The sequence below is a fragment of the Helicobacter pylori NQ4053 genome, from assembly GCF_000274605.1.
Taxonomy (GTDB): Bacteria; Campylobacterota; Campylobacteria; order Campylobacterales; family Helicobacteraceae; genus Helicobacter; species Helicobacter pylori_CV.
In genome coordinates, this window is record NZ_AKNV01000001.1 from 174377 (window position 1) to 190792 (window position 16416).

The following is a 16416-nucleotide window of genomic DNA, read 5'->3' on the forward strand; positions in this document are numbered from 1 at the left end:
AACATTAATTTTTACATGATATTAACACCGATACGATGGTTTTTGATTGGCATTTAACGCTTATGGGCAAAATGGGTAAAATAATGGGTAAGGGGATAGGGGGGTAAAAATCATTACCCCACCAATCAAACCCCCACTTCAGACCACTCAGCGCGTTTGTCTAAAAAAGCGCGCGCTAAATTCTTGGCGCCCTCTAAAGTGTGGTTAGCCGCCCAACCGCATTGCTTTTCATTGCTAGCAGGCACTTCTTTAGCCTTTAACACGTCTTGCATTGTCTTTTCTAAAACCTCTAAAACCTCTGTGTAATTGTCATGGTTTAACACCGTGAGATAAAATCCCGTTTGGCAACCCATAGGCGACCAATCCACGACATAATTGGCATGGTTGCGGATGATCTCAGCGACTAAATGCTCTAAAGAGTGTAGGCTAGGCATGTCCATGTGATCTTGGTTGGGTTGCTTGAAGCGCACATCGTATTTGACAATCACATCCCCATTAGTGCCCTTTTTGCGATCAGCGACACGCACATAAGGGGCTTTGACTTTGGTGTGATCCAAATTAAAACTCTCTACATTCATTTTCATGTTTTTAACTCCTTTATTCATAAATTGTAATGAAACTTTAGCTTATTTTAGCGAACGCTTGCTCTAAATCTTCTAACAGATCCTGTTCATGCTCAATCCCCACAGACAAGCGCACCAAGCCATCTCTAATCCCGGCAGCTTCTCGTTGTTCTTTAGGGATACACGCATGGGTCATAAACGCCGGAATCCCCACCAAACTTTCCACCCCGCCCAAACTCTCGCCTAAAATGAATAGTTTAAGGCTTTCTACAAAAGCAACCGCTTCGCTGTCATTTTTGAGGGTGAAAGAGAGCATCCCGCTAAAGCCGTGCATCTGTTTTTTGGCCAGCTCGTAATTAGGGTGAGTGGGCAAGCCCGGGTAATAAACCCTTTCTACTTTAGGGTGTTTTTCTAAAAACTCAGCCACACAAAGGGCGTTTTTTTGATGGGCTTCCATGCGTAATCCCAGCGTTTTAATCCCTCTTTGCAACAGCCAGCTGTCTTGAGGGCCCAAAACCCCACCGATAGCGTTTTGGAAAAAAGCGATCTCTTGGGCTAGCGCTTCATCATTAGTGGTTACAAGACCGGCAACCACATCGCTATGCCCGCCTAAATATTTTGTGCCGCTATGCACCACAATGTCCGCTCCCAAAAGAAGCGGGTTTTGGCAATAGGGGGTGGCAAAGGTGTTATCCACGATAGTGAGCAAACCATGATCTTTAGCGACACTGGCGCATTGCACTAAATCCGTGATTTTAAGCAAAGGGTTACTAGGGGTTTCTAAATAAAGGGCTTTGGTGTTTTGCTTGATAGCCTTTTTGATTTGGGATATATCGCTAGTGTCTATAATGGTGCAAGAAAGCCCGTTTTTGACAAGCACTTTATTAAACAAGCGGAAAGTCCCCCCATAAACATCATCGCCTAATAACACATGATCGCCTGATTGTAAAAGGGAAAAAACGGCGTGGATTCCAGCTAGTCCAGAGGCAAAAGCAAACCCCTTAACCCCCCCTTCTAAATCGGCGATGAGCTCTTCTAAAGCAAAGCGCGTGGGGTTGCCTGAGCGAGAGTATTCATAGCCCTTGTGGCGGCCTATAGCGTCTTGGCGGTAGGTGGAAGTTTGATAAATAGGCACGCTCACCGCCCCCGTTGTCGCGTCCTCACTAATGCCTCCATGGATTAATTTGGTTTGCATGTGCATGATTTTTCCTTTTTATGAATTTATAAATAAATACCTTTAGAAAGATAACGATCGGCAACATCCGGGAAAATGGTTAAAACCTGGCTGCCTTCAGGAAGGCGTTGTGCTTCTTTCAGTGCTGCCGCAAAAGCGGCCCCGCTAGAGCTCCCCACTAATAAGCCGTTTTTCTTGGCTAACTTCCTAGTGTAGCTAAAACCCTCTTCATCTGAGATCGTTTCAAAGCCATCAATATCCAAGTTTGCAAAAAAAGGGGGGATGAATTCCACGCCAATGCCCTCAATTTCATGAGGCCCAGGCTCGCCCCCATTCAAAATAGAACCCTCCGGCTCCACCCCAATCAAACGAATATTAGGAATGCGTTCTTTCAAATACTTAGCCGTGCCAGCAAAAGTGCCACCACTCCCTATCCCAGCTACAAAGCTCGTAAAATTTGTGCCTAATTCTTGGACAATCTCAGGGGCTAGAGTGTGGTAGTAAGCGGCGGGATTATCAGGGTTTTCAAATTGTAAGGGCAAATAGCTATTAGGGATACTTTCGGCTAACTCTTTACTTTTTTTAATGGCACCAGAAATCCCCTCGCTAGTAGGCGTGTTGATCACTAAAGCCCCCAAAGCCCTCATGATTTGCTGTTTTTCTGTGCTGAATTTTTCCGGGACAACAAAGATGGTTTTGAGATGGTGCTTGAGCGCCACTAAGGCTAGAGCGATGCCGGTATTGCCTGCGGTAGGCTCAATGATGGTTGTTTTAGAAGTGATTTTGCCCGTTTTAAACCCTTCTTCTATAAGGTATTGGCCTAAGCGATCTTTAACGCTCCCTCCCGGGTTTAAATGCTCCAGTTTGGCGTAAATAGCGGACTTTAATGGAATGGGGTAATCCTTGTTAGTGAATTTAAAAACGGGAGTGCGGCCTATGGCGTCTTGCATTGCGGTGATAATCATCATTCCTCCTATAACAAACAATAAAATTCAATTTTGCGATTATGCCTAAACTCGTTAAATGGAATAAGTTTAGGATAAAATGTTGGTTTATTGAGATGGATTAAGGAGCTTTCAATGAAAACGATAGAATGGAATGAAGAGCAAAGAAAAGCGTTTCAAGACTTGTTAAGAGAATTTACAGCGTTAATAGACGCTAAAGTGCAAGAGGAAAAACAAACAGGCAGAACTCCAAAAATACCAAAGTATGGTTCATGCCAAAACGGGCTGAACAAGTTTTTAGCGCCATGGGGTTATGCGTGTAAAATCAGTCTTGGCTCTGGGAATTTATCTAATGAGCCATCCATCGCCTTTTGCCGTCAGGATATTTTAGGGGAAGGATTTGTCAATCGCAAAAAACCAACCCCAACAAAAGGTTTTTTCCTTTGGTTTGCTTACTATTGGTGCAATGATGCAGAAAAGTTTTATCTTTGCATAGGTCGATCCATAGAGGAGAATGGGGAAAAAGAGTGTCAAAAATGCCTAGCGTATGACAAAATCATTGATCCTAATGGAGACACATACTACCAAGAGAGCTATGACGATTTAGAATCCCATCTTGAAAATATTACCAACGATTTTTTACGTTTTGCTAACGAATTTAATCAAATCCCCACTGCGTGTTTTGAATTAGAGCCATCTAGCGCGAGCCATTAAGAAATAGCCATATACAAAAAAGGAACTCCCCCCATAAGGGATTTTCCTAAAATCCACCAACGCTTTTAAGCTAAACCTTAAAAAAAGCTATCGCTTGATTACAATCAAGCTTTGATATTTGGATTAAAAAACGCTATTTTTTAGATTTTGCAATCGGTATCCTATTTTGATGAAAATGAGGAAAGCAAGCGGGTTTTGATTAAAACCGCCCGCTTGAAAGAAGTTTTTAAAAGCGTTTCACTCCACTTCCGCATCAATCACATCGTCGTCTTTTTTCTTGGGTTGCTCGGCGTTGTTTTTATTCGCCATAGCTTCGCCTAATTTTTGAGCCGCTTGCGCTAATAATTTTGTCTTGTCTTCAAGCTCAGCTTTAGTAGCGTTATCGTTTTTGACGCACTCTTTAAGAGCGTTAATGGCGTTTTGGATCTCGTTAGCGTCGTTTTCATTCAAATTCGTTTTATGCTCATCAAGGCTCTTTTGGGTTTGGTGCGCCAAACTATCGGCATGGTTTCTCGCTTCAATCACTTCTTTTTTCCTAGCGTCTTCTTCTTTGTGCAATTCAGCGTCTTTAACCATTTTTTCAATTTCGCTATCAGACAACCCGCTAGAGCCAGAAATTTTAATCTCTTGGCTTTTACCGGTATTTTTATCTTGCGCTGACACGGTTAAAATCCCGTTAGCGTCAATATCAAAGGTTACTTCAATTTGCGGCACGCCTCTTGGAGCGGGAGCGATGCCTTGCAAATCAAATTTACCCAACGATTTATTATCCCTTGCCAATTCTCTCTCTCCTTGTAAAACCATAATGGATACAGCGGGCTGGTTGTCTTCAGCGGTTGAGAACACTTGAGATTTTTTCGCCGGGATAGTCGTGCCTCTATCAATCACTTTAGTCATCACGCCCCCTAAAGTTTCAATCCCAAGGCTTAAAGGCGTAACATCTAATAAAAGCACATCTTTCACATCGCCTTTCAACACGCCCCCTTGAATGCTCGCGCCCACCGCCACGACTTCATCAGGATTGACGCTTTTATTCAAATCTTTGTTGATAAAGGCTTTCACCCTTTCTTGGACTTTAGGGATACGAGTGGAGCCGCCCACCATCACCACTTCTGAAATCTCATTTTTGGTTAGCCCTGCGTCTTTGATCACGCTTTCAATTTTAGAAATCGTTTCGTCCACTAGATCTTCTGTCAAGCTTTCAAATTTAGCCCTAGTGAGTTTTTTCACCAAGTGTTTAGGCCCGGTAGCGTCTGCGGTGATAAAGGGCAAATTGATTTCAGTTTCCATCGCAGAGCTCAATTCTTTTTTAGCGTTTTCAGCGGCTTCTTTCAAGCGTTGCAACGCCATCACATCGTTTTTAATTTCAATGCCCGTTTCGCTTTTAAATTCACTCGCTAAGAAATCAATCACACGATTGTCAAAATCATCGCCCCCTAAGAACGCATCGCCCCCTGTGGCTAAAACTTCTACAACATTATCGCCTGTTTCTAAAACGGTAACATCAAAAGTCCCCCCACCCAAATCATAAACCATGATTTTTTCGCTCTCTTTTTTATCCAAGCCATAAGCTAACGCTGCGCTTGTAGGCTCATTGATGATCCTTAAAACATTAAGCCCTGCAATCGTGCCGGCTTCTTTAGTCGCTTTCCTTTGGCTGTCGTTAAAATAAGCCGGAACCGTGATAACCGCTTCAGTAACGCTCTCGCCTAAATAGCTTTCAGCGTCTTCTTTGAGCTTCATTAAAATTTTGGCTGAAATTTCTTGAGGGGTATAAATTTTACCCGAAATCTCAATCGCGCAAGCCCCATTCCTATCCACAATCTTATAAGGCAAGCGTTTTTCGGCTTCTTTAGCCTTATCTTCATTAAACATCAAACCCATGATTCTTTTAATAGAATAAATGGTTTTTTCTGGGTTGGTTACCGCTTGTCTTTTGGCACTCTCGCCCACTAAAATCTCGCCCTTATCCGTAAAAGCTACAATAGAAGGAGTGGTGTTTTTACCCTCTTTATTCGCAATAATCTTTGCTTCATTGCCTTCATACACCGCCATTGCGGAGTTGGTTGTCCCTAAATCAATTCCAATAACTTTTCCCATGCGTTATCCTTTCTTATTAAAATAAATGTTTTAATCGTTTTTAGCAATGCTCACCATTGCCGGCCTTAAAACCCTACCCTTATACTTGTAGCCCTGTTGCAAAACTTGCACGATTTTCCCGTTTTCTTTTTCTTCGCTTTTGACTTGCATGATCGCATTGTGGAAATTAGGATCAAATTCTTCTAAGCATTCAATCCCCTCAATGCCATGCCTTGCCAAAACTTCATGCAACTTTTCCATCGTAAGCTCCAAGCCTTTGGTTAAAGCGCTCTCTTTATCCACTTCTACAGCGCTCTTATGAGCCCCAAGAAGCGCATCAATCACCGGCAATAGATCCAATGCGATTTTTTCATACGCATACTCTAACGCCATGCTCTTGTCTCTTTCTAAGCGCTTTTTCACGTTTTCAAAATCCGCATGCACTCTCAAGTATTTTTCGTGCATTTCTTTATACTTAAGCTCAAAATCTTCCTTGATCTCGCATTCTTTTTCGCCCGCTTCTTGCTTTTCTCCACCTTGTTGTTCTTTGCAAGTGCAAGCCTTTTGATAAGACTCTGGCTCTTTTTGGCTTAAATAATCGTGTTCTTGGTTGTGTTCATCTTTCATTATTCCTCCTTAGAAATCGTTTGAAAAAACCCTTCATAATCGCATTCTAGTTTCCCCACGCAAAGTAGTTGCATCCGCTCGTTTTGAAATTCTATGGGGCGTGTTACTAGCATGCAATCAGGCTCTATAAAATGCAAACCCTTTTTCAAACGCTCTAAAACCTTACCCCCTAAAATGTCAAAAAATAAAGGGCTGTTTAAAAGCGTTTTTAACCCCATCAGATTAAAGCGTGTGATTTGTGTGTTGGAATACTCCAAACGCTCTAATTGCCTAGCCAAACTCAACGCATTGACAGAAGCAGCGATTGAACGCACTTCTTTAACGCTTTTGCCCACAAGTTCTAATAAAAACTTCTCCATTTTAACGCTGTAACCCAGCGTGCAAGAAAACGCCAAAAAGTCCAAAATCAAAAAGCGTTTTTCGCATTCAATGACTCTTTCTAAACGCTCCAAACTGGGTTTTTTTAACAGCACAAAAAGCCCAAAATTTTCACTCGCGCTTTTTAGGCGTTTTTCATTCACCTTTAAAACTTCAAAGCGCAACGACTTGTGCCAATAGTTTTCAAACGCCTTAAAAGTGGGCAATCTAGCGCCGCTAGAATGGGCTTGATGGAGCATGCCTTCTTTAGAAAGGATTTGAAAATAATTCCTGATCGTCGCACAAGACACTTTCAAATTCGCCAACTCTTTCAAGCGTTTAGAGCTAATGGGTTCTAAAATCTGCAGATAGGTTTTAACAAACGCATCTAACAAACTCTCTTTTTTATTCAAATCAGAACCTACTTTAATTCTTCTTAACATCATTATTTGAAAAATCTCGTCAATCACCATTCTTGATGAAAGAACCCTCGCATTATAGCGCAAAAAGTTAATAATCTATCACTTGTTTTGAAAAAGTGATAAAAATTACCCGATTTTTCTTTAAAGTTTAGTCTGTATCACTAAATTTATTTACTAGCATTAAATTAGGATTTTTTATAGAGTTGATTTAATTTTAGCGATCCCCTAACTTATGCCCTCTATTAGACAAAACGAACAAAACTTGTTATCATGCCAAACATGAACACACACACAAGAGGCATTGACAGCAATCTGATTCATTCGCTCAAAAGCATTTCATTATCCATGTTTAGAAAGGGTTTTTTTGGGCTTTATCAAGGCTCTATTTCAGCACGCATTGGCGCGAATCAATTTGTGATCAATAAAAAAAACGCTGTTTTTGATCAATTGAATGAAAACACCTTATTGGTTTTGCATGACAAGATGGATTACCGCTGGAAAGAAGCGAGCCTGGATTCGCCCATTCATGCGAGCGTGTATCGGGAGTTTTTGGACGCTAAATTCATCGCTTACGCGCGCCCTCCTTATAGTTTGGCGTATTCCTTGCGCCACAACCGATTGCTCCCTAGAGATTATTTAGGGTATCGTTCTTTGGGCGAAGAAATTTCCATTTTTAACCCCAAAGACTATGACAGCTGGCAAGAAAGAGCGGATACAGAAATTTTACGCCAATTGCAAGAGAGCAAAAAATATTTTGTTTTCATTAAGGGGTGTGGGATTTTTGCCTACCACAGAGAGCTTTCTAAACTCATGGAAGTTTTTGATTTGATTGAAAACTCATGCAAGGTTTTACGATTGGGCGATTTAATGGATTATTGCTATAATGATGATCCACGATTGAGCGTGTAAAAAGCTAAAAAGGATAAAACATGACCATCAACACCCATTACACCCCTAATTTCACACAGCTCCAAACCTTGAACAATATCAATAATGACGCAACCATAAAAGATAGGAATCAAGTAGAGCAGGATTTACAACAAAGCAGCATTCAAGATGGTTTCAGCCAAGATAATACGCAAAACGCCCCTGATTTTGACCGGTTACAAGCTTTAAACGCTATCAATAACGACGGCGAGATTAAAGATAAATCCCAAGTTGAAAAAAGCCTTATTGATGGCGAAAATACCCCTGAAATTTATTCCAGCCTAGACACATACGCTTAAAAAGGGGTGTTTTACCATTCCTTCAAAGCCATTTTAATCGCTTCTATCACGCAATCCATCCCACCCGCTAAACTAAAAAGCCAGTATTTGTGCGCGTAAATGTATTCTAATTGCTTAGCCCTTAATTCGTCTTCATTACTCGTTTTTTTACACACGATTTCAGCGATATGCAATTCCTGGTGGAAGATGTAAGATTGTATCGCATCCATAAAATACGAATTGAATTGTTTGTCATCAAAAAGCTCTTTAATGTTATCAATTTCAGCGCTCAAATTTTCTAATTCTTCAAAATCCAACTCTTCTAATTTTTTTCTTCATGAAGCTTTTCCACTTTTTCTAAAAATTCTGCCACCTTTAAAAACGCTTCTTCAACTTGCGTTTTTTTCTCATTGGCGTATTTGATGATCTCTTCGCATTTTTGCTTGGCGATCTTTAAATTTTTATCTTGCTCTGATTGGGTGGGATAAATAAGATTAATAGGAGGCTTTGGCTTGGATTTGTCTATTTTTTCGCACACTTCTTTAAAGGGCATTTCTTTAGTCCCTTTAATCCTAGCCCCCCCTTCAGTAGCGTTAATGACTTCTAATTTATAGGGCGTGTTGAAAATATCTTTTTCAAAAAATTCTAAGAAAAGTTTCCACACTAAAGTGGTCTCTACTTCCCCATTACCCCCGTATTTTTCTATAAAAATCTTATCTTTATCTTTTTTAGGCTTGATCTCTCTATCGCCATAAATCGCCCCACTAGCGTGGCTGTTACCGCTTTGCGAAAAGCTCAAATCTTGCCCGATAAACACGCACCTTTTGAAACGAGAATGCACCACTAATTCATACGCCATGTTCGCTGCGCTCATGCCTATGCCCACATAACCATACTGGTGCAAATCAAAAAGGTTGGTATAGCCAAAGGGGCGGAAACTGAATTGCTTAACCCCCTTTTTAATCGCTTGAATCAATCGTTTATGCACAATGGAAGTCAGAGCAAAAATAACGCCTTCTTGAAAATCTAAGGGGGTTTCTTCGTAGAATTTCGCCGTTAAATCCACCCTTTCTAAAGACAGCACAATATCAGGCTTGATACCGGCTTTAGCCAAAATAGGGAAAGAAGCGTCTATGCAAAAAAGCGTTGCGTAAGGGGCGATTTCTTTTAAAAGGGGGAGTTGCTTGTTTAAACTGGGCCCGGTTGAAACAATGATAGCGGTGTCTCTGTTTTTTAAAGCGTTCACAAAATCCACTAAACTAGGGCTTTTGATGACTTCAGGCAGATTAGTGGCATGCTGTTTGATGCCTATGAGCGCGTCTTTAGCGTCATTGCCCACGCTAATAGCGCCATGCTCTAAAGCGCGTGTGAAATGCTGGTTGATTTCTATCATTTGATTGGAGTATCGTTCATAATAAGCGTTAAAAAGTTTTAAATCATACATTCTTGCGTATAAACGAGATTTTTTATCCATATCAAATAAGGAAGCGATCATGTTGTAATTGCAAAAACTTGCATGCAATAAAATCAAACGATTTTCTAAAATCTCAGTGGAAAAATCCAAGAGATTCAGCACAATGAAAATAATTTCTATTTCAGGCTCAATGACCACCAAGCGTTTTAAATTGCCATTGCCCAAAAGCAAGCGATAAAACACCCCATTACCCAAGCCAAAATAATACAAATAAGGATAAAGCATGTAAATTTCGCTATTTTTGTATAGCTCTAAGCTTGAATCTAGCGGGCTTTTTTCAAATAAGGGCGTGTTTGTTTCTTTATCTAAGAGGTTGAAATTCGCGCTATCATTCCCTAAAAACACTTCGTATTTTTTGTTTTCTTTAATGGCTTTGAGCTTTGCGAACAAAAGAGGGTCTTTTTTGAAAAGAGCTTGTAAGTTTTTTTGATAAATATCCATCATTCTAACTTATAAAAATAACTGATAAAAAGGGCTAACGCCCCCTTAAATCAAGGGCTGTTATTGTAAAAGCCTTAAGACATTCTGTTGCACCGCATTCGCTTGCGCCATAGCAAAACTCCCACTTTGTGCCAAAATATTGTATTTAGAAAAGTTCGCGCTCTCTTCAGCAAAATCCACGTCTCTGATTTGAGATTCAGCCGCTTTAACATTCACTTGGGTTACAGAAATATTATTAATGGTGGTAACCAATTCCATTTGCACCGAACCCATATCCGAGCGGATCTTGTCTAATTGCGTGCGTGCAGAATCTGCCATGTCCATCACAATCATCGCCCCTTTAAGGCTTGTTACCCCAGCCCCTATACCTTGAGAATTGGTCTCCGCTTGCGCGCCATTAGCGTTCGCCCCGGCTGCTGAAGCCACATTCGCATCAAAAATACCCCTAACCGCTCTCAAATTCACGGTGTATTCTGCCACCCCTTGAGCGGAATGAAAGCCCACATGGCTAAAATTCACACCGCTCACAATGATGTCTCTAGCGTCGGTTCTGGTCAAGGTTAAGCGCCCAATAACCGCATGCTGTGTCCCAGAAATCCCTGCAAAATTCCCTCCCCCAAAAACCTGACCGCTCGCGCTCGCTGCATGCACAGAAATCGCGCGCCCGTCAATGGAGTGCAAATTAATGCGCCCTTGAATATCCAAGCTCGCTTCCACGCCGGTGCGATCTTTGACGGAGTTAATGGCGTTAGTCAACCTCCCGTCAGCGTCGTTTTTATGCACATCATTCACGGTTCCAATTTCTACGCCATTAATGGTGAGCTCCCTCACGGTTCCTGATTGTACTGGTGTACCGCCGGTGGCCATGACGTTATAAGAAGCCCTAACGCCTAGAGTGTTAGAAAAGCGATTGATGATTTCGCTTAACGCCCCAATCCCTGTGCCAGCGCTCGTAGAAATGCGCACGGTTTCAATCTTATAATCGTTCACGCCATTGACTTGTTTGAAATTCAATCCCACTTCAGTCAAGTTTTGTGCCGCTGCGCTAGCGAGCATGCCTTCACCGCTAAAAGAAGAGGTTTCCATGCGCACATGCCCAATCTTATCTGAGCTCGTTGAGCCAATGGACGCCTTAACCGTGGTGTTAGAATACGCGCCAATTTGAAATTCTTTGTTAGAAAAACTTCCTGAAAGCATTTGTTGGCCGTTAAAGCTTGTGGTGTTAGCGATATTGTCCAGTTCTTCTAACAACCTTTGAATATCGCTCTGGAGCGCTCTTCGGCTTTCTAAAGTTTGCCCGTCTTGAGCGGCTTGAACGGCTTTGGTTTTAATGGTGTCTAAGATTTTGATTTGCTCATCCATCGCTTTATCAGCGGTTTGAACCATACCAATAGCGTCATTAGCGTTGCGGATCGCTTGACCCAAATTCGCGCTTTGACTCCTTAAGCTATCAGCGATCGCCATCCCACTAGAATCATCAGCGGCTTTATTGATCCTAAGCCCTGAGCTTAACTTTTCAAGCGAGCTTGAAAGGTCTCTGTTGTTTTGAACCCCTACCGCATGAGAAGTTAAAGCGGCGATATTGGTATTTATCCTAAAACTCATGTTTGCATCCTTTGCATAGATATTTGCTGTTAGTCAAGCAAAGGGTGTTCCAACTCTTTGATTTTTAGCGCCGTTATAGTTTTTATGGTTTAATGAATCGTTTAGTCAAAATTCTATGCTACAATCATTCATTAATAGGTATAAACATTTTATTAAAGGCGTTCAATGAAGCACCTTATTATCGTAGAATCCCCCGCAAAAGCCAAAACAATTAAAAATTTTTTGGATAAAAATTACGAAGTCATTGCCTCTAAAGGGCATGTTAGGGATTTATCCAAATTCGCTTTAGGCATTAAGATTGATGAAACAGGCTTCACTCCTAATTATGTCGTGGATAAAGACCATAAAGAGCTTGTCAAACAGATCATAGAGCTTTCTAAAAAAGCATCTATTACTTATATCGCTACCGATGAAGACAGAGAGGGGGAAGCGATAGGCTATCATGTGGCATGTTTGATTGGGGGGAAATTGGAGAGCTATCCTAGGATTGTTTTTCATGAGATCACGCAAAATGCGATTTTAAACGCCCTAAAAACCCCACGACAAATTGACATGTCTAAGGTCAATGCCCAACAAGCCAGGCGTTTTTTAGATCGGATCGTGGGTTTCAAGCTCAGCTCGTTGATTTCATCTAAAATCACTAAAGGTTTGAGCGCTGGGCGGGTGCAAAGCGCGGCTTTAAAGCTTGTGATTGATAGAGAAAGGGAAATCAAAGCCTTTAAGCCTTTAACCTACTTCACGCTAGACGCTTTGTTTGAGCCGCATTTAGAAGCACAACTCATCAGCTATAAGGGCAACAAACTCAAAGCCCAAGAACTCATTGATGAAAAAAAAGCCCAAGAAATTAAAAACGAATTAGAAAAAGAAAGCTACACTATCTCTAGTATCGTTAAAAAATCTAAAAAATCCCCCACACCGCCCCCTTTCATGACTTCTACTTTACAGCAAAGCGCTTCCAGTCTTTTAGGTTTTTCGCCCACAAAAACCATGAGTATCGCTCAAAAATTGTATGAAGGCGTAGCCACCCCGCAAGGGGTTATGGGAGTGATCACTTACATGAGGACTGATAGCTTGAATATCGCTAAAGAGGCTTTAGAAGAAGCGAGGAATAAGATTTTAAAAGACTATGGCAAAGACTACCTACCCCCTAAAGCCAAAGTCTATTCCAGCAAGAATAAAAACGCCCAAGAAGCCCATGAAGCGATCAGACCCACTTCTATTATTTTAGAGCCAAACGCTTTAAAAGACTACCTTAAGCCTGAAGGATTAAAGCTCTATACTTTAATTTATAAACGCTTCTTAGCTTCTCAAATGCAAGACGCTCTTTTTGAAAGCCAAAGCGTGGTTGTGGCTTGCGAAAAGGGCGAGTTTAAAGCGAGTGGCAGAAAACTCCTTTTTGATGGCTATTATAAAATCTTAGGCAATGACGATAAGGACAAATTGCTCCCCAATTTGAAAGAAAATGATCCCATTAAATTAGAAAAACTAGAGAGCAACGCCCATGTTACAGAGCCTCCAGCACGCTATTCAGAAGCGAGTTTGATTAAAGTTTTAGAAAGTTTAGGCATAGGCAGGCCCAGCACCTACGCCCCAACGATTTCTCTTTTACAAAACAGAGACTACATCAAGGTAGAAAAAAAGCAGATCAGCGCTTTAGAGAGTGCGTTTAAAGTGATAGAAATTTTAGAAAAGCATTTTGAAGAAATCGTGGATTCCAAATTCAGCGCTTCTTTAGAAGAGGAACTAGACAATATCGCTCAAAATAAAGCTGACTACCAGCAAGTCTTAAAGGACTTTTACTACCCTTTTATGGATAAAATTGAAGCCGGGAAAAAGAATATCATCTCTCAAAAAGTGCATGAAAAAACCGGCCAATCATGCCCTAAATGTGGAGGGGAATTAGTAAAAAAGAATAGCCGTTATGGGGAGTTTATCGCTTGCAACAATTACCCTAAATGCAAATACATCAAACAAACTGAAACCGCTAATAATGAAGCCACGCAAGAATTGTGCGAAAAATGCGGAGGAGAAATGGTGCAAAAATTCAGCAGAAACGGGGCGTTTTTGGCTTGCAACAACTACCCTGAATGCAAAAACACCAAATCGTTAAAAAACACCCCTAACGCCAAAGAAACAATAGAAGGCGTGAAATGCCCAGAATGCGGAGGGGATATTGCCTTAAAAAGGAGTAAGAAAGGCTCGTTTTATGGCTGTAACAATTACCCTAAATGCAATTTTTTATCCAACCATAAGCCCATCAACAAGCGTTGCGAGAAGTGCCATTATTTAATGAGTGAAAGAATCTATCGCAAAAAAAAGGTGCATGAATGCATTAAATGCAAAGAGCGTGTGTTTTTAGAGGAAGAGAATGGCTAAAGAAAATCCGCCTGTCGTTTTTGGGCCTGTTTTATCCAGGCGTTTTGGGAAGTCTTTGGGCGTGGATTTATCGCCCTCTAAAAAACAATGCAATTACAATTGCATTTATTGCGAGTTGGGTAAAGCCAAGCCCATTGAGTGCATGGAAGAAGTGATCAAAGTGGAAACCTTGATTAACGCCATTCAAAACGCCCTAAACAACCTTGCTACCCCCATTGATGTTTTAACCATTACCGCTAATGGCGAACCCACGCTATACCCTCATTTATTAGAGCTTATCCAAAGCGTCAAGCCTTTTTTAAAGGGCGTTAAAACTTTGATTTTAAGCAACGGCTCACTCTTTTATGAGCCAAAGGTCCAACAAGCCTTAAAGGAATTTGACATCGTTAAATTTTCTTTAGACGCTATTGATTTGAAAGCCTTTGAAAGAGTGGATAAGCCCTATTCTAAAGACATTAACAAGATTTTAGAGGGGATTTTGAGCTTTTCTCAAATTTATCAAGGGCAACTGGTGGCTGAAGTGCTGTTGATTAAGGGCGTGAATGATAGTGCGAATAATTTAAAGCTCATCGCTGACTTTTTAAAACAAATCAATATAGCCAGAGTGGATTTAAGCACCATAGACAGGCCCTCAAGCTTTAAAGCCCCTAAATTAAGCGAAGATGAATTATTAAAATGCTCTTTATTTTTTGAAGGGCTTTGCGTGAGTTTGCCTAAACGATCCACTGCTCAAGCTAAAAAATTGATTTCTTGCGGTATAGACGAATTGCTCGCTTTAATTTCCAGACGCCCTTTAAGCGCAGAAGAAGCCCCCCTAATACTAGATCCTAACGCTTTTAAACATTTAGAAACTTTGTTAAACCATAAGCAAATTACGATTAAAAAAGTCGGCTCTTTGGAGTTTTATTGCGCGTTTTAACCTCCATTTGTAAGTTTTACCTTATTTTAGGGATAGTTTAAGCTTTTAAATAAGGATCTCTTTTATTGTCAAATAACGCCACAACACCATAAAAAATGTTTTCAAAAGCCGACAGATAATTAAAAACTTGGTGTAATGTTTTTAATCGCTACATCCTTTTACTATAACCATAACCCGCTTTTTCTACTTTTTTCTCGGTATTAGCAGCTGCTTTTATTTCTTTATTAACATCAGCAAATATTTTTTGAAGGAACAAAAGGCTTTGAGAGGTTGGAAGGTGGGCTTGTGGGTTTCTCATTTCAAGCATTTTAGCTTGAGCTTTAGAGCGTATTTTTAGATTTTCTTTTTGCCATTCTTCTGTAACCTTAAAATCTCTAGGGTCTAGTTCTAAATAAGCGATAGAACTTGGTTTATAGAAATTCACTTGTTTAGCGATAGCTTTTTGCGAATAGGGCAGAAATTCTAATTCTTTTTGCAAATAAGCGATAAACTCTTGCGCTTTTGATCCTCTTTGAGAGCGGGGTTGTTTAGAGCTTGGGAGGTGTTTTGGCTGGATAGGGGTTTGATTGGTTTTTGCAGGTTTAGGGGTTTTGCATTCAGCTTCTACTTCTATACCAATACCAGCCTTAATTCCTCCTTTTTTAATAAAGAATTGGCCATGATTTTCTTTGCAATTTTGTTCTACGTATTTAATGAAATCTTTCTGTGTATTAATTGTCTTTTGCTTTTCTTGTTCCAATTCTATCCCACTCTTGTTTGCTCTATCCCTAGCGTTTTCAGCTTCCTTTTTTTCTTGTTCTAACTCTATTTGTTTATCAATATCACCAACGCTACAAGCGGCTAATAATAAACTTGTCGCTATTGTTAATCCTGAATATTTCCACCAATTGATTTGATTTTCTTTTTCAGCTTGTTTGGATTTATCTTGGACTTTATCGTCCAATTCTTTCGCTTTCTTGCACGCAACATGGGTCAACACTACTAATGCCGCATTGCTTTTCTTGGGGTGTTTTTTTACAAGTTCTCTAACTTTCTTTGCGATCTTTGTAAAAAACCCACCAATCGATCTAAGCGTATTTGTAATGGCGCTCGCTTGTTTAAAATGAGTCTCTTTATTTGCCTTTGTGTCAGCTGCCTCTGTGTTTTTGCCAACTTTATTTGTTTTTCCTGTTTTTACTGATTCCATCACCAACCTTTTTTTCAAAAAACAATCTCACTTTTCAAAATCTTATTATTGTAGTGTATATAGCCATATTTAATCGCTATTAAACAATTGGTTTGAAAAATTGTGAGGATCAATCCAATCAGATTTTTCTAATCCATTCCAACAAAACTTGATACAAGTTTCCCTTATACCTTAAACTCACACCCTTTTAAAGGGAATAATAATAATAAGCGATTTTTCTATGGCAAGAAACTGATTGATGTCTCCTAGAAGCTAAAAACGATTTTATGGTGTTTTCTTATGCCTTACACCCTTTTACTATAACCATAACCCGCTTTTTCTGTCTTTTTT

General features: G+C 40.4%; 13 protein-coding genes and 1 pseudogene. 5 read left to right on the forward strand and 9 right to left on the reverse strand.

What is annotated here, in order from left to right; genetic code table 11:
• Positions 1 to 125: 125 nt before the first annotated feature.
• Genes AYS37_RS00875 through AYS37_RS00885 form a run of 3 tightly spaced genes read right to left on the reverse strand, consistent with a single transcriptional unit; the run spans position 126 to position 2702 of the window.
• The gene (locus tag AYS37_RS00875) at positions 126 to 584 is read right to left on the reverse strand and encodes an S-ribosylhomocysteine lyase (protein WP_000783582.1); all 459 of its coding nucleotides are present in this window, start codon (positions 582 to 584) and stop codon (positions 126 to 128) included.
• Positions 585 to 621: 37 nt separating this feature from the next.
• Entirely contained in the window at positions 622 to 1764 is a 1143-nt protein-coding gene (locus tag AYS37_RS00880) for a cystathionine gamma-synthase (RefSeq protein WP_000551106.1), read from the reverse strand.
• Between the two features lie 20 nt (positions 1765 to 1784).
• Positions 1785 to 2702: an O-acetylserine-dependent cystathionine beta-synthase gene (locus tag AYS37_RS00885; RefSeq protein ID WP_001874454.1), complete on the reverse strand. Its 918-nt coding sequence runs from the start codon at positions 2700 to 2702 to the stop codon at positions 1785 to 1787.
• 114 nt (positions 2703 to 2816) lie between these two features.
• Between AYS37_RS00885 and AYS37_RS00890 the strand changes: the two genes are divergently transcribed.
• Positions 2817 to 3395 (forward strand): hypothetical protein, encoded by a 579-nt coding sequence (locus AYS37_RS00890; protein WP_000848417.1) that lies wholly within the window; start codon positions 2817 to 2819, stop codon positions 3393 to 3395.
• Between the two features lie 237 nt (positions 3396 to 3632).
• On the opposite strand, the gene dnaK is transcribed toward AYS37_RS00890, so the two are convergent.
• From dnaK to AYS37_RS00905, 3 genes are read right to left on the reverse strand one after another with little or no spacing between them, the layout of a single operon-like run.
• The gene (dnaK, locus tag AYS37_RS00895) at positions 3633 to 5495 is read right to left on the reverse strand and encodes a molecular chaperone DnaK (protein WP_000520971.1); all 1863 of its coding nucleotides are present in this window, start codon (positions 5493 to 5495) and stop codon (positions 3633 to 3635) included.
• A 30-nt stretch (positions 5496 to 5525) separates the two neighbouring features.
• Positions 5526 to 6101, reverse strand: coding sequence for a nucleotide exchange factor GrpE (gene grpE, locus AYS37_RS00900; RefSeq protein ID WP_000650914.1), 576 nt, complete (start codon positions 6099 to 6101; stop codon positions 5526 to 5528).
• Positions 6101 to 6931, reverse strand: coding sequence for an HrcA family transcriptional regulator (locus AYS37_RS00905; protein WP_000233986.1), 831 nt, complete (start codon positions 6929 to 6931; stop codon positions 6101 to 6103). Before AYS37_RS00905 ends, grpE begins: the two co-directional genes overlap by 1 nt.
• 228 nt (positions 6932 to 7159) lie before the next feature.
• Between AYS37_RS00905 and AYS37_RS00910 the strand changes: the two genes are divergently transcribed.
• Positions 7160 to 7789, forward strand: coding sequence for a class II aldolase and adducin N-terminal domain-containing protein (locus AYS37_RS00910; RefSeq protein WP_001874455.1), 630 nt, complete (start codon positions 7160 to 7162; stop codon positions 7787 to 7789).
• A gap of 20 nt (positions 7790 to 7809) precedes the next feature.
• Positions 7810 to 8106, forward strand: a complete 297-nt coding sequence (locus tag AYS37_RS00915) for a hypothetical protein (RefSeq protein ID WP_000154771.1) — start codon at positions 7810 to 7812, stop codon at positions 8104 to 8106.
• Between the two features lie 11 nt (positions 8107 to 8117).
• Here the strand turns inward: AYS37_RS00915 and AYS37_RS00920 are convergent.
• Together AYS37_RS00920 and AYS37_RS00925 are read right to left on the reverse strand one after the other, a co-directional pair.
• Positions 8118 to 10000: pseudogene (locus tag AYS37_RS00920) on the reverse strand (motility associated factor glycosyltransferase family protein).
• Between the two features lie 60 nt (positions 10001 to 10060).
• Entirely contained in the window at positions 10061 to 11605 is a 1545-nt protein-coding gene (locus tag AYS37_RS00925) for a flagellin B (protein WP_000010021.1), read from the reverse strand.
• 165 nt (positions 11606 to 11770) lie between these two features.
• On the opposite strand from AYS37_RS00925, the gene topA reads away from it, so the two are divergent.
• The gene (topA, locus tag AYS37_RS00930) at positions 11771 to 13981 is read left to right on the forward strand and encodes a type I DNA topoisomerase (protein ID WP_000681437.1); all 2211 of its coding nucleotides are present in this window, start codon (positions 11771 to 11773) and stop codon (positions 13979 to 13981) included.
• Complete coding sequence (locus AYS37_RS00935) at positions 13974 to 14900, forward strand: radical SAM protein (protein WP_001040809.1); 927 nt, start codon at positions 13974 to 13976, stop codon at positions 14898 to 14900. Before topA ends, AYS37_RS00935 begins: the two co-directional genes overlap by 8 nt.
• Positions 14901 to 15048: 148 nt before the next feature.
• Here AYS37_RS00935 and AYS37_RS00940 read toward each other — a convergent pair whose 3' ends face one another.
• Positions 15049 to 16086: a DUF874 family protein gene (locus AYS37_RS00940; RefSeq protein WP_000446625.1), complete on the reverse strand. Its 1038-nt coding sequence runs from the start codon at positions 16084 to 16086 to the stop codon at positions 15049 to 15051.
• Positions 16087 to 16416: the final 330 nt, after the last annotated feature.